15 protein-coding genes and 1 tRNA gene are annotated in these 22096 nt (G+C 67.8%); 7 read left to right on the forward strand and 9 right to left on the reverse strand.

Annotation, left to right across the window (positions count from 1 at the left end; all coding sequences use genetic code 11):
- Positions 1-96: 96 nt before the first annotated feature.
- The 4 genes from ACX9NE_RS01505 (at position 97) to selB (ending at position 7602) form a co-directional block, all read left to right on the forward strand.
- Positions 97-4317 (forward strand): PE family protein, encoded by a 4221-nt coding sequence (locus ACX9NE_RS01505; protein ID WP_459370678.1) that lies wholly within the window; start codon positions 97-99, stop codon positions 4315-4317.
- Positions 4318-4372: 55 nt separating this feature from the next.
- Positions 4373-4466, forward strand: a tRNA-Sec gene (locus tag ACX9NE_RS01510).
- A 38-nt stretch (positions 4467-4504) separates the two neighbouring features.
- A complete protein-coding gene (gene selA, locus ACX9NE_RS01515; protein WP_459362995.1) occupies positions 4505-5812 on the forward strand; it encodes an L-seryl-tRNA(Sec) selenium transferase in 1308 nt (435 codons plus the stop codon).
- Positions 5809-7602, forward strand: a complete 1794-nt coding sequence (selB, locus tag ACX9NE_RS01520) for a selenocysteine-specific translation elongation factor (protein ID WP_459363075.1) — start codon at positions 5809-5811, stop codon at positions 7600-7602. Before selA ends, selB begins: the two co-directional genes overlap by 4 nt.
- Here the strand turns inward: selB and ACX9NE_RS01525 are convergent.
- A complete protein-coding gene (locus tag ACX9NE_RS01525; protein ID WP_459362996.1) occupies positions 7599-8624 on the reverse strand; it encodes a phosphotransferase family protein in 1026 nt (341 codons plus the stop codon). The two genes, selB and ACX9NE_RS01525, sit on opposite strands and share 4 nt — an antisense overlap.
- Complete coding sequence (locus ACX9NE_RS01530) at positions 8621-9835, reverse strand: acyl-CoA dehydrogenase family protein (protein ID WP_459362997.1); 1215 nt, start codon at positions 9833-9835, stop codon at positions 8621-8623. Before ACX9NE_RS01530 ends, ACX9NE_RS01525 begins: the two co-directional genes overlap by 4 nt.
- Before the next feature lie 79 nt (positions 9836-9914).
- Between ACX9NE_RS01530 and ACX9NE_RS01535 the strand changes: the two genes are divergently transcribed.
- The gene (locus tag ACX9NE_RS01535) at positions 9915-11021 is read left to right on the forward strand and encodes an NDMA-dependent alcohol dehydrogenase (RefSeq protein ID WP_459362998.1); all 1107 of its coding nucleotides are present in this window, start codon (positions 9915-9917) and stop codon (positions 11019-11021) included.
- Positions 11022-11137: 116 nt separating this feature from the next.
- Here ACX9NE_RS01535 and ACX9NE_RS01540 read toward each other — a convergent pair whose 3' ends face one another.
- The 4 genes from ACX9NE_RS01540 to ACX9NE_RS01555 all read right to left on the reverse strand — a co-directional run bounded on the left by ACX9NE_RS01540 (position 11138) and on the right by ACX9NE_RS01555 (position 16351).
- Complete coding sequence (locus ACX9NE_RS01540) at positions 11138-12136, reverse strand: bile acid:sodium symporter (protein ID WP_459362999.1); 999 nt, start codon at positions 12134-12136, stop codon at positions 11138-11140.
- 14 nt (positions 12137-12150) lie between these two features.
- Entirely contained in the window at positions 12151-12999 is an 849-nt protein-coding gene (locus tag ACX9NE_RS01545) for an SDR family NAD(P)-dependent oxidoreductase (protein ID WP_459363000.1), read from the reverse strand.
- A gap of 237 nt (positions 13000-13236) precedes the next feature.
- The gene (locus ACX9NE_RS01550; protein WP_459363001.1) at positions 13237-15474 is read right to left on the reverse strand and encodes an NADP-dependent isocitrate dehydrogenase; all 2238 of its coding nucleotides are present in this window, start codon (positions 15472-15474) and stop codon (positions 13237-13239) included.
- Positions 15475-15787: 313 nt separating this feature from the next.
- Positions 15788-16351, reverse strand: coding sequence for a TetR/AcrR family transcriptional regulator (locus ACX9NE_RS01555; RefSeq protein WP_459363002.1), 564 nt, complete (start codon positions 16349-16351; stop codon positions 15788-15790).
- Between the two features lie 180 nt (positions 16352-16531).
- Here ACX9NE_RS01555 and ACX9NE_RS01560 point away from each other — a divergent pair, with 180 nt between their 5' ends.
- Both ACX9NE_RS01560 and ACX9NE_RS01565 read left to right on the forward strand, forming a co-directional pair.
- Positions 16532-17431 (forward strand): SDR family NAD(P)-dependent oxidoreductase, encoded by a 900-nt coding sequence (locus ACX9NE_RS01560; RefSeq protein WP_459363003.1) that lies wholly within the window; start codon positions 16532-16534, stop codon positions 17429-17431.
- A gap of 18 nt (positions 17432-17449) precedes the next feature.
- The gene (locus tag ACX9NE_RS01565; RefSeq protein WP_459363004.1) at positions 17450-18382 is read left to right on the forward strand and encodes an alpha/beta fold hydrolase; all 933 of its coding nucleotides are present in this window, start codon (positions 17450-17452) and stop codon (positions 18380-18382) included.
- Here ACX9NE_RS01565 and ACX9NE_RS01570 read toward each other — a convergent pair.
- The 3 genes from ACX9NE_RS01570 to ACX9NE_RS01580 are packed head-to-tail and all read right to left on the reverse strand — an operon-like array spanning position 18370 to position 22089.
- Complete coding sequence (locus tag ACX9NE_RS01570) at positions 18370-19971, reverse strand: FAD-binding protein (RefSeq protein WP_459363005.1); 1602 nt, start codon at positions 19969-19971, stop codon at positions 18370-18372. The genes ACX9NE_RS01565 and ACX9NE_RS01570 overlap by 13 nt on opposite strands.
- On the reverse strand, positions 19964-20737 hold the full coding sequence (locus tag ACX9NE_RS01575) for a PP2C family protein-serine/threonine phosphatase (RefSeq protein ID WP_459363006.1): 774 nt from the start codon (positions 20735-20737) through the stop codon (positions 19964-19966). The genes ACX9NE_RS01570 and ACX9NE_RS01575 overlap by 8 nt, the downstream gene beginning before the upstream one ends.
- Positions 20734-22089 carry an aromatic ring-hydroxylating oxygenase subunit alpha gene (locus tag ACX9NE_RS01580; protein WP_459363007.1) on the reverse strand — a complete coding sequence of 452 codons (1356 nt, stop codon included), beginning with the start codon at positions 22087-22089 and terminating at the stop codon, positions 20734-20736. The genes ACX9NE_RS01575 and ACX9NE_RS01580 overlap by 4 nt, the downstream gene beginning before the upstream one ends.
- Positions 22090-22096 lie beyond the last annotated feature (7 nt).

Raw genomic sequence — 22096 nt, forward strand, 5'->3', positions numbered from 1 at the left:
GTCAATAGGATGTGCATCTTTACTCGGCACGCGTAAAGTTTCCGAACTGACTGCGCAAATCACACAGTCGGTCGCCCGCGTTGATCGGAGTCCCGGATGTCGTCGTTGATCGTAATTCCGGAGGCTCTGGCCAGTGCGGCAGCGGATCTGAGCAACATTGGCTGGGCCGTCGCGAACGCGAGCGCCGCGGCGGCGGGTTCCACAACCCAAGTGGCCGCGGCGGCTCAGGACGAAGTGTCGGCCGCGATCTCGAAGTTGTTTGGCAATTACGCCCGGGAGTATCAGTCGCTGAATGCGCAAGCCGTGGCTTTCCATGAGCAATTCGCGCGGGCGTTGACGTTAGGTGCCCAAGCGTATGGGCGGACCGAAGCCGCCAGTGTGTCGCCGCTGCAGGCAATCGAGCGAGACATTTTGGGTGTGATCAACGGTCCCACCAATTTTCTGTTCGGTCGCCCGTTGATCGGCGACGGGGCTGATGGGCTGCCGGGAACCGGACAGGCCGGGGGCGCGGGCGGAATCTTGTGGGGCAGTGGCGGCGACGGTGCGACTGGTGTGGCCGGAACCGCCGCCAACCCTGCCGGTGGCGTTGGTGGCCCCGGTGGTGCCGCCGGCTTGGTCGGTCACGGTGGCGCGGGCGGCGCCGGCGGGACGGCCTTTGCCGGGAGCGGCGCAACCGGCGGTACCGGTGGTCGCGGCGGGGCTGGCGGGCTGTTGGGTGGCAATGGTGGCGTCGGTGGTGCCGGAGGCCTCGGCGCAACGGGTGTGGGATACGGCGTCGCCGGCGGCAATGGCGGCGCCGGCGGTGTCGGTGGTGCTGACCGTGCTCTGCTCGGTTGGGCGGCCGGTGCCGGCGGTGCCGGCGGTAGTGGGGGCGCCGGTGATGCGGGCGCGGCAGGGGCAGCAGGTGGTGGAGCGTTGGGCGGGGCCGGTACCCAGGGATTCGCCGGCGGATCGGGTGGAACTGGCGGGGCAGGGGGCAGCAGCTTCGGGCCGTTCAGCTCCGCTGGCGCGGGCGGGGCCGGCGGCAAAGGCGGTCTGGGCGGTGACGGCGGTATGGGTGGAAGCGGTGTGGGCTTCGGCACTGACGGCGGGAACGGTGGTAACGCCGGAGCGGGCGGTGATGCGGGACTGGGCGGCGCCGGTGGATCCGGCGGGTTCTTTGGAATGAGCGGATCCGCAGGCCATGCGGGCGCGGGCGGTAACGGTGGTGCCGGCGGCAATGGCGGCGCCGGTGACGTCGGCGCTGGGCCCGGAGGGCAGGGGTTCAACGGCGGTGCCGGAGGCACCGGCGGTAAGGGCGGTGGCGCGACCGGCGGCGGCAGCAACGGCAGTGGCGGTATTGGCGGTGTTGGCGGTGTTGGCGGCGCGGGCGGTGCGGGGTATGACGCGGCCAATGATCCGGGGGCCGCTTCGGGTGCGGCTGGGGGTAGTGGTGGCGGTGGTGGTCGTGGTGGTGATGGTGGGGCTGCGGGTTCCGGTGGGGTGGCCGGCAGCGGTGTGGTGGGTGCTGGTGGTGACGGTGGTGCTGGGGGGAAGGCCGGTGGTGGGGCTGCGGGTGCGGCCGGCAGTGGTGATACGGGTGGGGCCGGTGGTGCCGGTGGCAGCGGTGGTGGCGGCGGTAGCGCCGGGGGTGCCGGTGGGGTCAGCGGCAGTGGTGGGGCCGGGGCCGCGGGCGGTCACGGGGGGCAGGGTGGTTCGAGTGCGACCAAGGCCGGTGGCGGGGGTGGCGGTGGCGCCGGCGGTGACGGCGGGGCCGCCGGTGCGGTGGGCACCGGGGGCACGCTCGGCGCCGCGGGCGCCGGTGGCCACGGTGGCAGCGGTGGCGCAGGTATCTCCGGCGGCACCACAGGCGGCGGCGGCAACGGCGGAACTGGCGGCCGAGGTGCGTTCGGCAACGCTAGCGCCGGCGGGGTTGGCGGCCTTGGCGGTGACGGAGGCAGTGGACTCGGAGCCGGTAATGGCGGCGCCGGCGGTCAGGGCGGCGGCGCTGCCAGCGGCTTTGCGGGCGGCGGCGGTGGCAACGGCGGTCAGGGCGGCGCCGGTATCGGGAGTGCCGGCGGCAAAGGTGGCGCCGGTGGTCAGGGGGGTCAAGCGGGTCCCGGCGGCACCGCGGGCACTGGCGGTACGGGCGGTCAGGGAGGAACCGGTGACGCCGGCTTCAACGGTGGCACCGGCGGTACCGGCGGAGCGGGTGCCACGGGCAACGGCGCGGCCGGCGGGACCGGGGGTACCGGCGGTCAGGGCGGTACCAGCGGCGGCGGCGGCGCCACCGCCGGAACCGGCGGAACCGGCGGCGGCGGCGGTCAGGGCAGCTCCGGATTCGCGGGCGGCAGCGGCGGTAACGGTGGCGACGGCGGCACCGCCGGGTCGGGCGACAACGGCGGTCAGGGTGGCACTGGTGGCCAGGGCGGCAGCGCCGGTAAGGGCGGCAGTGCAGGAACTGGTGGCTGGGGCGGTCACGGCAGTTCGGGCAACGGTGCCGGCACCGCCGGCGGCAACGGCGGCACGGGGGGCCGCGGTGGTAGCGGCAATAGCAGCGCCGGCGGCCAGGGTGGGAGCGGCGGCGATGGCGGTGGCGCCGGCGCTGGCGGCACTGCCGGCAACGGAGGCGCTGGCGGACAGGGCGGGACCGGCGGTACCGGATTCAACGGTGGTACCGGCGGTAACGGCGGACAAGGCGCCGCGGCAAACCAGAGCGCGGCCGGCACCGGTGGTACGGGCGGCCAGGGCGGGACCGCCGGCAAGGGTGGCACCGCCGGCACCGGCGGCACCGGCGGTCAAGGCGGGACCGGTGACAGCAGCAATGCCGGCGGCACCGGCGGCAACGGCGGCAACGGCGGCACTGCCAACTTCGGTAACGGTGGAAACGGTGGCAACGGCGGGCAGGGAGGCACCGCCGCGGCGGTCGGCAACGGCGGTAATGGCGGAAACGGCGGCAACGGCTCGGCCGGCTCGAACGGCGTCGCTGGTACCAGCGGCAGCGTGAACGGTACGAACGCCGGCGCGGGTGGATCCGGAGGTAACGGCGGCGACGGCGGTTCGGGCGGAACAACGTCGGGCAACGGCGGCAACGGCGGCGTCGGCGGCGCCGGAGCCAACGGGGGGGTCGGCGGCAACGGCTTCAGCTTCAGCAACACCGGCACCGGCGCCAACGGCGGCAATGCCGGCAACGGCGGCGACGGCGGGGCCGGTGGCATTGGCGGTAAGGGCGGAGCAGGCACGGGCTCGGGCAACGGCGGCACCGGCGGCAAAGGCGGCGCCGGAGGCGCAAATGGCAACGGAGGAAACGCCGGCGCCGGTGACAGCAGCAGTACCGGCAAGGGCGGCAACGCCGGCACGGCCGGTAACGGGGGTTCCGGCGTCAACCCCACTGCCGGCAGCGGGGGCGCCGGCGGTCAGGGCGGCGCGGCGCTGGGATCCGGTAACGGAGGCGTGGGCGGTGCCGGCGGAAACGGCGGCAGCTCTGATGGAATCATCAGCCGCGGTGGTTCCGGCGCTCAGGGCGGCACCGGACTGACTGCCGGCACCAGCAGCGCCGGCGGCAACGCGGCTTCGGGCGGTACCGGGGGAGCCGGCGGCACCGGCGGCGACGCGGTCAGTGGTGCTGCGGGTAACGGCGGGGTCGGCGGCCTCGGCGGTAACGGCGGTTTCGGTGGCGCCGGCGGTAGGGGTGCCGTCGGCACCGGAGCGCTCAGCGGCGACGGCGCAAACGGTGGCAACGGCGGCAATGCCGGGACCGGCGGAGCCGGCGGAACCGGTGGAAACTCCGTCTCGGGCAAGGGCGGCAATGGCGGCCTTGGTGGAAATGGCGGGTCCAACTCTCCGGTCGGCACCGCGACAGCTGGTGCCGGCGGGGCCGGTGGTAACAACGCCACCGCGGGCGGCACTGCCGGCAACGGCGGCAACGGAGGGCTCAACGGAACCGGCGGCACCGGCGGTGTGGGCGGAAACGGCGGCACGGGAGCCGTCGCCGGCAACGGCGGTCAGGGCGGCAACGGCGGCAGGTTCGGCGGCGGCAACGGCGGCGGCACGAGCACCGTCGGTAATGGCGGTGCCGGCGGTAACGCCACTGGGCTTGGCGGTACGGGCGGTTTCGGGGGCAACGGCTCTGCAGGCGGCAGTGCCGGTAACGGCGGTGCCGGCGGCACGACCGGCGACGGCAAAGCCGGGCAACCGGGCGGTGTCGGCAAAGCCGGCGTTGCCGGTACCGCCGGCGGCGCGCCTACCGGCGGTACCGGCGGCTCGGGCGGCAAGGGCGGGATCTTCGGAAACAACGGAACCCTCTTCGGGCTTGGCGGTGCCGGCGGCATAGCCTAAGCGGTTCGCGGTCAGGAGGCCGCAGCCTGCCATCACGTCGTTTAGGTTTGTCCGTGGAGGCGTTTGGGTTCCTGGTGGTCCCCCCGGTCTTCAAAACCGGTGAGATCGAGCATCTCGGTCTGGCGGGTTCGATTCCCGTCCGCCTCCGCTTTTGCTTCAAGAGTGAAGGCCCACCAAGAGAGGTCACGTGACGCAGGTCGACCCGCGCCGAATGATTCCGCGCACGGATCAGTTGCTGGCCCTGCCGGCTGTGCAACAACAGCGAAACCGCTTGGGCGACAAGGTCATTCGCGCGTTGATCAGCGACGTTCAGCAGCGGGCGCGCCGGGGCGAGCTGGCGCCCGACCGGGTACCCGAGGCCCTCGAGACGGCATTGGCCACCCAGGCGACCACCTCACTGACCCCCGTACTCAACGCTACCGGCGTCGTCGTGCACACCAACCTAGGCCGTGCTCCGCTGGCCGCGGGCGCGGTCGAGGCTTTACTGACCGCCAGCGGATACGTCGACGTCGAGATGGACCTCGCCACCGGCACCCGCTCCAAACGTGGCGTCAAAGTCCGCGAGGCGCTGCTGGATGCCTGCCCGGCAGCGCAGGACGCTGTGGTCGTGAACAACGGAGCCGCCGCGTTGGTGCTCGCGACTACCGCGTTGGCGGCCGGTGCCGAGGTTGTGGTGAGCCGCGGTGAGCTGATCGAGATCGGCGCCGGATTCCGGTTGCCCGACCTGATTGCTTCGACCGGCGCGCGACTGCGCGAAGTCGGCACCACCAACCGCACCCATCTGAGGGACTACCAGACGGCGATCGGTCCGGAAACCGGCTGTGTACTCAAAGTGCACCAGAGCAACTTCCGGGTGACGGGTTTCACCGCCGCCGCGTCCCTCGCCGACCTGCACCTACTGACCAGGGACCAACACATCCCGCTGATCGCCGACCTGGGCAGCGGTTTGCTCAATCCGGATCCGCTGCTGCCCGAAGAGCCCGACGCCGCCACCGCCCTCACCGAGGGCGCCGACATCGTCATCGCCAGCGGCGACAAGTTGCTCGGCGGACCCCAGGCCGGCATCGTCCTGGGCCGCTCCGAAGTCGTCACGCGCTTGGCGACCCATCCGCTGGCCCGGGCCGTTCGAGCCGACAAACTCACGCTGGCCGCGCTCGAGGCCACGGTGCGTGCGGGTGCTTCGCCGGTCTCCGAAGCCCTGCACGCCAATCCCGGCCGGCTTCGTGTCCGCGCAGAGCGTCTCGCCGAGGCAGTAGGCGCCACCGTGGTCCCACACGACGGTCGCGTCGGCGGCGGGGGCGCCCCGGGGGTATCGCTTGCGGGCTGGGCGGTCCGCCTGCCCGAGTCTGTTGCCGCACCGCTGCGGTCCGGCAAGCCCGCAGTGCTACCGCGGGTGCACGACGGGGCCTGCCTGCTGGACCTGCGCTGTGTCGCCGAGGCCGACGACGACCGGCTGCTGGCGGCGGTACGCGCGGTGCTGGGAGCTCAACCCTGAGCACACACGTAGTTGCGACCGCCGGGCACGTCGACCACGGCAAGAGCACGCTGATCAACGCCCTCACCGGAATGGAGCCCGACCGCTGGGAGGAAGAGCGCCGCCGCGGTCTGACCATCGACCTGGGCTTCGCCTGGACGACCCTGCCATCGGGCCGCAAGCTCGCCTTCGTCGACGTGCCCGGCCACCACCGCTTCCTGGGCAACACACTGGCCGGCCTGGGCCCGGCGCCGGTGGTGTGCTTCGTCGTCGCCGCCGACGAGGGTTGGCAGGCGCAGTCCGACGATCATCGCAATGCCGTTGCGGCACTTGGCATTCGGCATGGCCTCATCGTGATCACCCGCGCCGACCGGGCGCCCGCACGGGGTGCAGAGGTACTCGCGCAAGCCCGGGCTGAGTTGGCGGAGACCGGCTTGCGCGGTGCGCCGGGGGTGATCGTGTCGGCGGTCGAGGGCACCGGCCTGGCCGAGTTGCGCACCGCCCTCGACGCCGTGCTGGCAACGGTGCCGGCACCGGACGCGAGCGACCGGTTGCGGCTGTGGATAGACCGCTCCTTCACGATCACCGGTGCGGGCACCGTGGTGACCGGAACGTTGTCCGCCGGCACGCTGGCAGTCGGTGACCGGCTGGACCTCGTTGGCGCCTCGCGGGCCCGCTCGGTGGCGATCCGCGGCTTACAGAGCTGCGGCGCGTCTTACCCGGTGTTGGGGCCGGTGGCACGGGTGGCGCTGAACCTCCGCGGCACCCCTCGGGAAGCCGTCCGCCGCGGCGACGCGCTGCTCAGTCCCGGCGCGTGGCCGAGCACCCGAACGGCGGATGTGCGACGGACGTCGGGTGGCCTGTGGAGCGAAGCGCCTGGACACCTCGTCGCGCACGTCGGCACCGCAGCCGTGCCGACCCGGCTGAGACCCTTCGACGACGACCACGGCCGGCTCACCCTCGACCGCCGCCTGCCCCTGGTGCTCGGCGACCGGTTGGTGTTGCGCGATCCGGGCAGTGCGCGAGTCCTGGGCGGGGCCCAGGTGCTCGATGCCGATCCCCCCGCACTTAGGCGGCGAGGCGACAGTGCGCGACGGGCTGCCGAACTGTCCGGGTTGGCGGCCGGTGGTGATATCGGAGCCGAGGTCGCTCGGCGGGGCGCGGTACAAGAAGTCCATCTGCGTCGGCTGGGGCTGGTGACCCACCCGGTGCCGGCACAAGTCCGGGTTCTCGACGGTTGGTGGGTGTATGGCCCGACTTACCAGACGTGGCAGCAGCGGCTGCGCACCGCCGTGGAGGAGTTGGCGACGCGAGATCAGCTGTCAGAAGGCATATCTCGTGGCGCCGCCCGTGACCTGCTGGCGCTGCCCAACGAAGCCCTGCTCGATGCCGTCGCGCGTGATGCCGGTCTCGAACAACGGGCGGGCCACCTGAGGCTACCCGGCACCGAGACCCGCCTCGGCGACGCCGAGGCAGCGGTGAGCGAATTGGAGGGCAGCCTACGGTCGGCGCCCTTCCGGGCGCCTGAAGCATACGAACTGCAGGCGCTCAAACTCGGCAACCGCGAATTGGCCGCCGCCGAGCGCGCCGGGCGGTTGCTGCGTTTGCGTGACGGCGTGGTGCTGCTACCGAATGCGCCCGCGCTCGCGATGCGCACGTTGGCCACGCTCGATCAGCCCTTCACCACGAGCCAGGCGCGTCAAGCGCTCAACACCACAAGGCGAGTGGCGATACCACTGCTGGAACATCTCGATGCCCGTGGGTGGACCCGGCGGCTCGATGCCGGCCACCGCGAAGTGGTAACGCGTTAAATCCCCGCCGCGTCTGCGATTTCGCGGGCCTTCTGCACTCGGGCGTCGATCCAGGTGACGACGGGAGTTCCGGCCGGCGCCTTGTTCTGCGGCTCGTCCATCGCCCGGCGCATCACCCCTTCGGCGATGATCGCCAGCTTCCACAGACCGAGCACATGCCAGTACTGCAACGCGGCAGCATCGCGGCCCGTCTCGTCCAGATAGAGGCGGGTCATCTCCGCCCGGTCGGGGAACCCTTGCAGCGTCGACGGCGCATAGTCGCCGCTGACTGCCTCGCCCGGCTCGGCCCAGTAGGTGAGCAGGCTGCCCATGTCGGCCAGCGGATCGCCCAGGGTGGACAACTCCCAGTCCAGCGTCGCCACAATCGCACCGGTTTCCGGTGAGGTGATCAGATTGCGCAGATGAAAGTCGCCGTGCACCAGACTGACTTCGCGCTGCTCCGGCGCAGCGGCGGCGAGCCGGCGGGTGAGGTCGTCAAGTTGGGGGAGCTCCCGGGTTTTCGACAGTTCCCATTGGCCTGCCCACCGTTTGAGCTGACGCTGCGCATACGGCTTGTGGCTGGCCAGGTCTGCCAGCCCCACCTCGTCGAGGTCGACAGCGTGGATCTTGGCCAGAGTGCGCGGCAGGTCGACGGCGATCTGACGACGTTGCCGCGGCGACAGGGCCTCCGCGACCGCCATGGTGTCGACCACCAACCCGTCGACGAACTCCATCAGCACCAGCGGCACATCACAGAACTCTGAATCCGTTGTAGTGGCCAGAATTCGAGGCACCGGCACCGGAGTGTCCGCCAATGCCGCGATGATCCGCGCTTCCCGCAGCACGTCGTGCGCCGAGGCCAGCAGATGTCCCAGGGGTGGGCGGCGCAACACCCAGGCGCGGCCCGCCGCGTCGCTGACCCGGTACGTCAGATTCGACTGCCCGAGCCCGATCCGCTGAAACTGCAACGGTGACTCGAACTCGATGCCGAGCTCGGTGAGCCAACGTGCCACCTTGTCGGGGTCGAGGCCGACCACCGTCACTTCGGTGCCCGGTACTTACGTAGCTCCTGACTGGCGATGGACCGCTTGTGCACCTCGTCGGGACCGTCGGCGAGCCGCAAGGTGCGCAGGTGCGCCCACGCCATCGCCAGGGGGAAGTCGTCGGTGACACCGCCGCCGCCGTGCACCTGGATGGCGCGGTCGACGATCTTCAGCGCGATGTTCGGAGCGGCGACCTTGATGGCCGCGATTTCGGTTCTGGCTTCCTTGTTGCCGACCGTGTCCATCAGGTAGGCGGCTTTCATGGTGAGGAGCCGGATCATCTCGATGTCGATGCGGGACTCGGCGATCCAGTCGCGGATGTTGGCGTTCGCGCTGATCGGCTTGCCGAAGGCGATGCGGGATTCGGCGCGCCTGCAGAGCAGTTCCAGGGCCCGTTCGGCCATGCCGATGGCGCGCATGCAGTGGTGAATACGGCCCGGGCCCAGCCGGGCCTGACTGATCGCGAAGCCCTCGCCCTCGCCCTTGAGCACGTCCTTCGACGGAACCCGTACGTCCTCGAAGTCGATTTCCGCGTGGCCCTCGCGGTCCTGGTAGCCGAAGACCGGCAGATTGCGCCGTACCGTGATGCCCGCCGCGTCGATCGGCACGACCATCATCGACTGCTGGCGGTGCGGTGCCGCGTTCGGGTCGGTCTTGCCCATCACGATCAGCACCTTGCAGTTGCGGTGCATTCCGTTGGAGGCGAACCACTTTCGCCCGTTCAGAAGGTAGTCGTCACCGTCGCGGACCATGGACATCTCGACATTGGTGGCATCCGAGCTGGCGACCGCCGGCTCGGTCATCGCGAACGCCGAGCGGATCTTGCCGTCCAGGAGCGGCCTGAGGTAGCGCTCCTTGTGCTCGTCGGTGCCGAACAACGTCAGCACCTCCATGTTGCCGGTGTCCGGGGCACTGCAGTTGCACGCCTCGGAGGCGAGGTGGCTGCGGCCCATGATCTCGGCCAGTGGCGCGTACTCGAGATTGGTCAGCCCCGGGCCCCACTCGGGGTGCGGGTGAAACAGGTTCCACAGACCGCGCTTTCGTGCCTCGGCCTTGAGGTCCTCCAGGATCGGCGGGTGGAAGTGCGGGTCGCCCGCTGCCCGCATCTGCTCGTCGTAGACGGCTTCGGACGGGTAGACGTGCGAATCCATGAAGTCGAGCAGGTCCGACTGGTACTGCTGGGCACGCTCGGAGATATCAAACAGGGCCATACCAGTGTCCTACACCACCGACTCGCTAAGCCCGCCCGCGGCATCGCCAACCAGGCATTCCGCGCGTTACCGTCGACCGATGAAGACAACAGCGGCGGTCCTCGTGGAAGCGGGCCGGCCATTCGAACTGACGGAACTCGACCTGGATGGCCCCAGGGAGGGTGAAGTCCTGATCAATTACACCGCGGCCGGGTTGTGTCACTCCGACCTGCACCTCACCGACGGTGACCTGCCACCGCGCTTTCCGATCGTCGGCGGCCACGAGGGGGCCGGAGTCATCGAGGACGTCGGGCCGGGCGTGACGAAGGTGAAGCCCGGCGACCATGTGGTCTGCAGCTTCATTCCCAGCTGCGGCCACTGCCGCTACTGCTCGACCGGCCGGCAGAGTCTGTGCGACATGGGTGCGACCATCCTCGAAGGCTGCATGCCGGACGGATCCTTCCGGTTTCACAGGGGCGGGACCGATTTCGGTGCGATGTGTCTGCTCGGCACCTTCGCGAAGAAGGCCACCATCTCGCAACATTCGGTGGTCAAGATCGACGACTGGTTGCCGCTGGAAACCGCGGTGCTGGTCGGGTGCGGCGTGCCGACGGGGTGGGGTAGCGCCACCTACGCGGGCAATGTCCGCCCTGGCGACATCACCGCGATCTACGGCGTCGGTGGCATCGGCATCAATGCCGTCCAGGGCGCGGTGCACGCCGGAGCCAAGTACGTCGTGGTGATCGACCCGGTCGCGTTCAAACGCGATGCCGCGCTGAAGTTCGGTGCAACTCACGCCTTCGAAACGGCGGCTGAGGCTGCCGAGAAGATCATCGAGCTGTCCTGGGGCCAGGGCGCGGACCAGGCCATCGTCACGGTCGGCACCGTCGACGAAGACGTGATCTCGGCGGCGTTCGACGCCGTCGGAAAGGGCGGCACCGTCGTCGTGGTGGGTCTCGCCGATCCCGCGAAGGCGACCATCCACGTCTCCGGAGGGACGCTCGTCCTCGCGGAGAAGACCATCCGGGGCTCCCTGTTCGGTTCCGCCAACCCGCAGTACGACATCGTCCGCTTGCTGCGCCTCTACGACGCCGGACACCTCAAGCTCGACGAACTCGTGACGGCCAAGTACCGCCTTGAAGACGTGAACCAGGGTTATCAGGACCTACGGGACGGCAAGAACATTCGAGGCGTCATCGTGCACTGACGACTCGGCCGTCAGGTCCAAGGCGATTTCGCATCACGCCCACGGCATCGACCTCGTGGACGCAAATGGCCCCGCAGCTCTCCGGTAGCCTCGCCTGTTCGGGACGTACCAGGGGATCAGTATCTGGGGCCACACCCCTGAACGGCTGCGCAGTCGTTGTTGCGCCGCGAGGAGTAGCGAGCGGCGTGCCGGCTGCCGGCGATGAGCTGGACTTGGTAGTAGACGAACAGCGGAAGCAGAAGCAGTCCGATGTGCTGCCCGTGAAACATCACCAGCGCTATCGGCAATCCAGTCGCGATGCTCTTCTGAGTTCCGCAGAACAGCAGCGTGATTCGCTCTTCACGGGTCAACCGGGCGAGTGCGCCGAGAACCACCGTCGTGCCGAGCATCACCGTGAACAAGCCCATGCAGCACAGGATCATCACACCGATGTGCCACACCGACACGGTCGCTTTATGCTCGCCGACACCTGTGATGAACCCCGTGTACACCACAAGACCCAGCGCCGCACGCTCGAGTGGCTTCATCTGCCTGGAGTGCCGACTGAGCCAGGACCCGATCAGGGGCTGAAGCAGCACGCCCAAGAGGAAGGGCAATAACAGCTGAAGCGAGATGTCTTTGGCAACGGCAAGGTCCATCGGGACGTGTCCGGTGCCGTGCAGCAGCAGCAGGACCAAAGTCGGAGTCAGGATGATTCCCAACAAATTTGACGCCGAAGCACCGATCACGGCGTCAGTGACGCTACCTCGCGAGATCGAGGTGAACGCGATCGACGACAACGTTGTGGAAGGGACCACGCATAAGAACAGCAAGCCGGTGTACAGCGTGGGCGGGACCAGCGACAGCATCAGCGGCCGCGCCAGCACCCCGATCATCGGGAATATGACAAAGGTGCACGACAGAATCAGGGTGTGCAGCCGCCACCGCGTGAGGGCCCGGCGTGCTTCGCCTCCGGAAACCCGCGTTCCGTAGAGGAGGAACAGTGCGCCGATCGCTGCGCGCGTCAACTCGTTGACGACGATCTCGGCGACACCTCGTGCGGGCAGCAGCACCGCGACAGCAATCGCGGCGCCCACGACGAACAGCAGACCGTCTGCAAACACGCGCTTTGCCACGGTGACTCAGCCGGTCAGCTTGCCATGCTGGGCGTGGTTGCGGCAATGAGTCGCATCAGCTCGACAGACCGCGTCGGATCGCGCAATGCCTGCGCCACGTAGGCGCGGGAAGCCGCACCGGAGGCGGCTGCCAGTGGCGGGTTGTCGGTGATGAGGTCGGCCAACGCAGTCGCCGCTTCCTCGGGTTGCTGCGGCGCTGGCGCGTCCGTAGTCACGTACTGGTAGAACTCGTCGGAAAGCCGCGGCCGCGGATCACCGCCGGGTGGTACGCGCGATCCCCAGACTCGTCGCAGATCCGTCATGATGGGGCCGGGCTGATAGCACGTCACCTTGATTCCGAAGGGTGCCGCCTCGACGGCCAAACTGTAGAACAGCGTCTCGAGCGCCGCCTTCGCAGCCAGATAGTAGCCCATCGCCATGGCCGGAAGACCTGCAGTGAAGCACGACGACACCAGCAGCAGGTGGCCGTAGCCTTGGCGTCGAAGCAACGGCATCGCCTCCTGGACGAGGCTCATGGTTCCCCACATGTTTGTTTCGAAACTTGTTCTCGCAATGTCCAAGTCGACCTGTTCTACACCGCCGATCACGCCGTAGCCGGCGTTGTTGATGATGGCGTCGATCCGGCCTTCGGCTGAAATGATGTCGGTGAGCAGTGGGGCCATGGCAGGCCGGTCAAGCAGGTCAAGTGTTTTCACGACGACTCTGCCTTCCCCGGCATCGGGGACGGCCGCCACGGCCGTAGTGTTGGTGCGAACCGTGGCGTAAACCACGTGTCCGCGGGACGCCAGTTGGCGAGCTGTGGCAAGGCCGAGGCCGCGCTCCGAAGACGTGCCGGTGATCAGAACGACTTTCGGGTCGACCATGATCGGACTCCGTTCTCTCGAGGTGCCAGCGGACACAATTGACTATGATTTGAATAAATCCTCACATATGTAGATATCCTCAGTCAAGCTCGGAGAATATGCACCCGGCGGGCGGCATCGACACGGCCGGTCAGCACTGAAAAGGTGTCCCGGGTTCAATGACCTTGCCGTGAACGAGCGGTGAACCCGTTGCGGCTCAACGCGAGAGGACGGTCCGGCGGGATTGCGGACCGTGAGTCAGTCCCGGATGTCTGCCAGCGCGTCGTTGAACGTCTTGCTGGGCCGCATCACCGCCGCGGTCTTTTCGGGGTCCGGGTAGAAGTAGCCGCCGATGTCGGCCTCCTTGCCCTGTACCGCGTTCATCTCGCTGACGATGGTGTCCTCGCTGTTCGCCAGCGCGTCGGCGAGCGCGGCGAAATGCTTCTTCAGCCCCTCGTCATCATCCTGCGCCGCGAGTTCCTGCGCCCAGTACAGAGCGAGGTAGAACTGGCTGCCCCGGTTGTCCAGCTCGCCTGTCTTGCGGGACGGACTCCTGTCGTTTTCCAGCAGCTTTCCAATCGCGGCATCCAGGGTCTTGCCCAGAATCTTGGCTCGCTCGTTACCGGTCTTGATGCCGATATCCTCGAAACACGCACCGAGAGCAAGGAATTCACCGAGAGAGTCCCAGCGCAGGTGGTTCTCCTCCACCAGCTGGTGGACGTGCTTGGGCGCCGAACCCCCGGCTCCGGTTTCGTACATTCCGCCGCCGGCCATCAGCGGCACGATCGAGAGCATCTTGGCGCTGGTACCGAGCTCCAGGATCGGGAACAGGTCGGTCAGGTAGTCGCGAAGGATGTTGCCGGTGGCGGCAATGGTGTCCAGCCCGCGGACCAGGCGCTCCAGCGTGTACCGCATGGAACGCACCTGGGACATGATCTGGATGTCGAGTCCCTCGGTGTCGTGATCTTTCAGATACGTCTTGACCTTCTTGATCAGTTCGTTCTCGTGCGGCCGGTACGGGTCGAGCCAGAACAGCACCGGCATCCCGGAGTTGCGCGCCCGGTTGACGGCCAGCTTGACCCAGTCGCGAATCGGTTCGTCCCGGACGATCGGCATGCGCCAGATATCGCCTTCTTCGACGTTCTGGCTGAGCAGCACCTCGCCGGTGTCGATGTCCACGATGTTGGCGACGCCGGCCTCGGGGATCTCGAACGTCTTGTCGTGCGAGCCGTATTCCTCGGCCTGCTGTGCCATCAGCCCGACATTGGGGACGGTGCCCATCGTCGTCGGGTCGAACTGGCCGTTGGTCTTACAGAAGTTGATGATCTCCTGGTAGATGCGGGAGAAAGTGGACTCCGGGTTGACGGCCTTGGTGTCTTTGGGTCGCCCGTCAGCGCCGTACATCTTGCCGCCGGCCCGGATCATCGCGGGCATGGACGCGTCCACGATGACGTCGCTGGGCGAGTGGAAGTTGGAGATGCCCTTGGCCGAGTCGACCATCGCGAGCTCGGGCCGGTGCTCGTGGCAGGCGTGCAGGTCACGGATGATCTCGTCGTGCTGTGAGGCGGGCAGCGACTCGATCTTGTTGTAGAGGTCGACCAGTCCGTTGTTGACATTGACGCCCAGCTCGTCGAACAGCTTCTGGTGCTTTTCGAAGGCGTCCTTGTAGAACACGCGCACCGCGTGCCCGAACACGATCGGGTGGCTGACCTTCATCATCGTCGCCTTGACGTGCAGCGAGAACATCACGCCGGTCTTGCGCGCGTCCTCCATCTGCTCTTCGTAGAAGTCCAGCAGAGCCTTCTTGCTCATGAACATGCTGTCGATGACGTCGCCTTCGAGCAGCTCGACCTTCGGCTTGAGCTCGAGGGTTTCCCCGCGCTTGGTCTCCAGCACCATCTTGACGTTGCGCGCACGGTCCAGCGTCATCGACTTCTCGCCGTGATAGAAGTCGCCGTGCTTCATGGTTGCGACGTGGGTGCGCGACGCCATCGACCACTCGCCCATGCTGTGCGGGTGCTTGCGCGCATATTCTTTGACGGCTTTCGGGGCACGACGGTCGGAGTTCCCTTCCCGTAGCACCGGGTTCACCGCGCTGCCAAGGCAATTGGCGTAGCGCAGGCGGATCTCCTTTTCCTCGTCGGTCTTCGGATTCTCCGGGAAGTCGGGGATCCTGTAGCCCTTGCTCTGTAGCTCCTTGATGGCCGATACGAGTTGTGGCACCGAGGCGCTGATGTTGGGCAGCTTGATGATGTTGGTGTCCGGGTCCTGGGTCAGCTTGCCCAGTTCACCCAGGTTGTCGGGAACGCGCTGATCCTCGTCGAGATAGTCGGGGAACTGGGCCAGGATGCGGGCCGCCACCGAGATGTCGCTGGTCTTGATCCGAATGCCCGCCGGCTCCGCGAAGGCTCGCACGATCGGCAGAAATGCGTAGGTCGCCAGCAGGGGCGCCTCGTCGGTCAGCGTGTAGATGATGGTCGGCTGCTCGTCGCTCATGCGTTCTCTCCCGGCGTCAGTGTCGCTCAGCTAATGAGGGGCTCCGCGTAGTAACGGCTACCAGTATCGCCGCTCCTCTATCTCAACAGATACCCCGTCAGCGCGGCGTCGGGGTTGCTGCTGCCGGGACAAGCTGAGAGCCGGCGGCCGAGAACAAGACAATTGCCAGCGGCGGCCGGCAGAAGCGCTGCTCAGGCCGGTCACAGGCTACCCGCGCGGCCTGCGGCGATCACCATCGCCGGGGAGGTGGGGCCGTCGGCCATCGGCGCGGCCGGCACCGGCAGGGTGATTCCCAATTGCGACAACATGATGATCAGCTCTGTCGAAGGCCGTCCAGCGCGACATCGGTCACCCGCTCGGCGAGGCTGGCGTTATATCCCTGCATCGCCTGACACCCGACGAGCAGCGTCTTCACTTCGGCCACGCCAACATCCCGTCGGACGGTGCCGGCCTGCTGGGCTGCGCGCAGCAGTTCGGCCAGTATGCCCAAAAAGTCCTGCTCGGCCTGGGGGACTGCGGTATCGATGTCGATCCCGATGCCGGCCAGAGCCTCGACCAGCCCCCGGTCGGCGGCGCCCCACTGCAGCACCATCGAGCGCAGGAACGTGAACAACGCCTGGCCGGGATCTTCGGATTCCAGCAGCGCGCGTCCCTCGTCCATGAGATGGTGCATGCGGTCGGCGATTACCGCCTGAAACAGTGCGTCCTTGGTCGGAAAATGCCGGTACACCGTGCCCGCGCCCACGCCCGCGCGCCGGGCAATCTCATCGATCGGAACCGACAGGCCCTCGGCGGCGAAGGTCTCATAGGCGACGTCCAGCACCCGCGCCCGGTTGCGGGCCGCGTCGGCCCGTACCGGCCGTTCGGTGGTCGCCATGTCAGACCTCCCTGACCCTAACGGTTGACAAAACGGGGCGTCCGTTCCGTATATTAGTTGCAAGCGGAGCGCTCGCCCCGCTTAACGAAGACCTTACGCGATGATCCTGCGCAGAAGGTGGCGGCAACTCACACTTCGTCGCCCGGACCGCAGAGCCAACTGCTCAAAGAGGAGTTCCTGATGACGAAATGGACCACCACCGACATTCCCGACCAGAGCGGCCGAACGGCCGTGGTCACCGGCGCCAACACCGGCCTCGGCTTCGAGACGGCAGCAGCACTCGCTGCCCACGGTGCCCGCGTCGTACTGGCGGTACGCAACCTGGAGAAGGGTAAAGAGGCCGTGTCCCGCATCACGGCCGCAGCGCCCACGGCTGACGTGCAGCTACAAGAGCTCGACCTCGGCTCACTGGCGTCCGTGCGGGCTGCCGCGGCGCAACTGCGGTCCGATCACCACCGCATCGATCTACTGATCAACAACGCGGGCGTCATGTACCCGCCGAAGTCGACCACCGCGGACGGTTTCGAGATGCAGTTCGGCACCAACCATCTGGGTCACTTCGCATTGACCGGGCTGCTGCTGGACCGACTGTTGCCCGTGCCGGGGTCGCGTGTCGTCGTGGTCAGCAGCATCGGACACCGCATCCGTGCCGCGATCCATTTCGACGACCTGCAGTGGGAGCGCAGCTACAGCCGGGTCGGCGCGTACGGGCAATCCAAGCTCGCCAACCTGCTGTTCACGTACGAGTTGCAGCGCCGGCTGGCCCCGCACGGCACCACGATCGCAGTGGCAGCGCACCCGGGTGGTTCAGACACCGAACTGACCCGGCACTTGCCGACGCTGATCGCGCGACTGGGCAAGCCGATGTTCCAGCCGGCGCAGCTGGGCGCCCTGCCGACGCTGCGGGCCGCCACCGACCCCGCCGTGCAGGGCGGCCAGTACTACGGACCCGACGGTTTCCAGGAAGTCCGGGGCTACCCGAAACTTGTTGCCTCCAGCGCACAATCGCACGACGTCGACCTGCAGCGCCGGTTGTGGACGGTGTCTGAAGAGCTCACCGGGGTCACCTACGACGTCTAGACCGGACACAATGGGCCGATGCGGGCGTTGCGGAAGCTCATCCTGTTGACGTCCATTGCAGCCTCGGCGCTGGCGGGCTGCGGCGCAATACCCCCTGGCAGTCGGCCGGCTCCGGTCGCCGGCTCCAGCGGCGAGTTCACCGGGCCGGTGGACATCGGCAACGGGCGACACCTTTATTTGCACTGTCGCGGCCGGGGTACCCCGACCGTCATTCTGGAATCCGGCTACCACAATTCTTCCGACCCGTGGAGCCAGTCCGATGCCGCCGCCCCCGCGAAGGGACCCGCCGTCTTGCCCGCAATCGCGGGCGAACGCAGGGTGTGCGCCTACGACCGGCCAGGCACGTTGCGCAGTTCCGACCCGCCCACTGTCTCCGAGCGCAGCTCTGCGGTCACGATGCCGCGCACCGCGGGCGACGTCGTCGTTGACCTGCACGCGTTGCTCGAGGCCGCGCGTCTGCCGGGGCCGTACGTGCTGGTCGGGCATTCGCTGGGCGGGTTGTTCATCCGGTTGTACGCGCAGACCTACCCGGCGCAGGTGCGCGGTCTGGTTTTCGTGGACGCGTTTGCCGCCGAGATTCCGGAGTTGTTGGGATCCGACTGGCCGGCCTATCGACGGGCTCTGGACGGGCCGCCGCCGCAGTTTGCGGATTCCCCGTCCTTCGAGATCGTCGACATCGACCGCAGTGTGGCGCAGGTCGCCGCAGCGCCGGCATTGCCGCCGGTTCCGGCGGTCGTGCTGACGCGGACCGAACCATTCCTCATTCCGCCTGACCTCCCCGCCGACAAGGGCGAGACCCTGGAACAGGCCTGGCGCGACGCCACCACTGATCTGGTCGCCCTGCGCCCGCAAACGCCCCGGATCTCCGCGACCGGCAGTGACCACTTCATCCAGGTCCACCAACCCGACTTGGTCACTGCCAGCATCGATTTGGTGATTCAGCGGTCGTGATCGGCGGCCGCGTGGATGCCGGCGCGGCGACCGGCGTACACGCAGTCGGCCAGCGAGAGTCCGCTGACGTAGGAGTTGGAGCAGATTCCCGTCGCCGTTCGTCCCGCGCTGTACAGCCCTGGTATCGCCGCGCCGGTGCCGTCGAGCACCGCTCCGGTGTTTTCGTCCACCCGGATGCCGCCCAAAGTCAGCATCGGCGTGGGGTTGAACAGGTTCTGCCGAATCGAGATGTTCAGCAAGGTGAACGGCGGCTCGCTGATCCGGCGCACAAAGTCCGGCGGTTTGCCGGCCGGGTCCGCGGCACCGGTGTCGATCGCATTGTTGTGCGCTTCGACGGTGGCGACCAATCCGTCCGGGTCGATACCCGCGCGTTGTGCCACCTCCCGCAGTGACCCACCCTTGACCGAGTCGAGCAACATCAGCGCCGCGGACTGCGCGCGCTGAAACCACAACGGCTGCCTGATCATCTGCCTGCGCGCCTCTTTCAGCAACGCGGCATCGACGAGGATCCAGCCCGTGCCATGGTGGTGCCGCACCATCTCATACCCGACGGCCGCGCCGTAACGACTCTCGTCGATGATGCGATGTCCCTGTTGGCCGATGATGATCGCGCCGATGAATGCGCTTGGCGGCGTGATGAATCGCCACGCCGAGACGTTGTCCATGCGCTCGGTCACCGCGCCCACGCTCAGCGCCATCGCGATGCCGCTGCCGTCGTCGCCGCTGGTGCCCAGCTGGAGCCCGCCGGTGTACTGCGGCGCGAAGCGCCGGACCCATTCGGTGTTAGCCATGAAGCCGCCGGCACAGACGATCACCCCGCGCCGCGCCTCGATCCGCACCGGTCGGGCATAGCGGCGCTCGAGTTTCCGGAGGTTTCCCTCCAGCAGGGTGCGCAGGGGCGGATAGTAGATGCCCGGCTTGGCCGACATGGCGGCCAGCCGCGCATACCACCGCTGCACTCGAGGCGGCGCGTCGCGCATCGTCGTCGCCTCCACCCCGATCACCCGTCCGGCGGAGTCCTGGACCAAGGCGCTGACCTGAGTATGCGGTTGGAACCTGACCCCAAGTGCGGCAGCCGATTCCGCCAGCGGCCGATACATCTTCTTGCCCGAGGTACCTTTACCCTTGACGTGGTGTCCGCGTTGCACGGGCGGCGTGTGTGCGCGGAACGCGCCGGCGTTCTCACTGCCGGAGTGATACAGGTAGTAGTGGTTGTTCGGGTAGGACGTCTTGTACGGGCACAGTGTCGAATCGAACGGAACGCCGTATCTGGTGAGCCACTCGATCATTTCGGGACTGCCTGCCACGAACGATTCCAGCGTCCGGGCGCTGACGGCGTCGCCGACTTCGAGGCGAAGGTACGTCAGCATCTGCTCGTAGCTGTCGCTCACCCCTGCCTGCCGCTGAACCCAGGTACCGCCGCCGGCGTAGATGATGCCGCCCGAGACTGCGGTGGATCCGCCGCCGTTGGCGCGGTCCAGCGCAAGCACGTCGGCTCCGTTCTCGCGGGCGGCGATGGCAGCGCAGGTTCCCGCGGCGCCGAAACCGACCACCACCACATCGGCCGACTCGGTGAACCGCTCAGGCATGGCCCGACTCTTCGGGTGTCTCGCTGATATCGATGACGATGCCGGTGACATTGTCGGGGCCGCCCGCGTGCAGGGCGGCATCGATCAAAGCTTCGCACGCATCCGCCGGTTCCGGATGGGAATCCAGTATGTGGGCCAGGGACGCGTCATCCACCACGCCGTGCAACCCATCGCTGGACAGCAGAATCCGGTCGCCGGGCGACAGTTCCACTACCGACGCATCGGGTACGGCGCGCGGGAACATCGCCACATGCCGGGTCAGTATCGCCCGTGCCGGATGGCGCTCGGCCTCCTCCACGGAGACCTCACCCGCGTCGATCAGATCCTGAATCACACTGTGGTCGCGCGTCAGTTGCCGCAGTCGGTGTTCGTGGAACAGGTAGGCACGGCTGTCACCGAGATGGGCGACTAGCGCCCGGGCGCCTGCCACCACGACCGCCACCACCGTGGTGTTGGCGCCGGCGGCACGGTCATCGGTGGCCGCGAATGCGCGGAAATCGTCGCAGTATTCGACGAGGGCGCGCCCCACCAGATCAGCCGCGCCCTCATCGTCGAGGCGGTCGGGTGTGAGATGCCGGCTTACATACGTCGGCAGCAATTCGACCACCAGAGCGGCGGCCAGCGCCCCGTCGGTGCTGCACGCGACACCATCGGCAACGACGAACAGCGACTGCTCCGGATCGGCGCCCCACCGGTCCTGGTTGGTCGCGCGTATCCGGCCGATGTCACTGCGGCCGGCGAACTTCAGCACTCCGGCGGCCGTCATCGGTGGCGACCGGTGTCGCCGCCGGTCATCCGCTGGGATTCGGGCAGGTCGAGATAGCGTTCGAGATTCCGGTGCATGTTGATCACCCGCCGCTCTTCGCTGGATAGCACCAAGTGGGTGAAACCGGGTTGATGCAGGCCGCGTTGCAAGCCCGGAAGTACCCGGATGTCCTGGGTGAGCACGATTCCGGGTTCGGCTTCCCCGGCCGACACCCCGACATCGGTCGGCTTGTTGTGTCCCGCGCCCGGTGGCATCCGTGTCATCAGAAACATGGTCAGCTCACCGTGATCGGGATCGGGTCCGGGGCGCGACGTCATGATGGTCAGGTGGTCGGCGTTGACCAGAAATGTCATGTTGGGGAACACGTTGTATTGGTGTAGCCGGGTGACGCGGTCGGTATCGGCCCAGTCCAGATCGACCCCCCGCCCGGCGGCGAAGGACCGGGTCCGCGCCGCGATCAGGTCGGCGACCGACTGCCCCGGCTGCCGCTCGTCGGCGGGGAAAGGTGTGCCCTCAGGAGCCCCCATCAGCGCTCCCTGCGTGTAAACGTAAGCATTCCATACTTCTTCGTCACTCAGCGCGCCGTCAAAGCGAGGACTCTGTACACCGTAGGGTTGATCCGACTTGCCCGCGTGCCGCCAGATCTGCTGCGGGGCATGGACATCGTCGACACACCGCAACAGCTCTGGATGGAGCGTTTGAACATGGTAGGTCTCGCTGTACCCGTCGGCGATGGTCTTCCAATTGGCCTCGACCTCGACGGTGAGCGTCGCATAGCAACGGAAATCGCCGATACGGCACCAGGCGATGTCCGACGGGATCTCATCCAAGTATTCTGCGAGCGGCATCGAATCGAGGTCGAGGTTGACGAACACCATGCCCTCGAAGGTCTCGACGCGAACCGGCACCAACGGGAAATCGGACATCCGCAGCGAGCCGAACCCCTTGCGGTCGGGCACCCGTTTGAGCGTGCCGGCCATATCCCAGGTCCAGCCGTGGTAGCCGCACTTCAGTTCCCGCAGACCCGAACCCGAGCCCGCGCACAGCGAATTGCCGCGGTGACGGCAGGCGTTCTGGAACGCACGCAGCGTCCCGTCGTCCCCACGGACGATCAGGATTCCGTATGGGCTACAACGGTATTCGAAGTAGTCGCCCGTCTCGGACACGTGGTCGACCATGCAGGCGACCTGCCACACCTTGGGCCACATACGCTCCACCTCGAGCGCGGCGAATGCCGGAGAGTAGTAGCGCTCGGCCGGCACCAGCGTCGGGGAGGCGGGCGGGGTGCCGATCGCGTCCTCATCGCGGGGGCGGGCCTTCGAGTCAACGGTGTTGACCGGGCGTGTCTTCACCGGGGCA

The organism is Mycobacterium sp. ML4 (assembly GCF_054515735.1).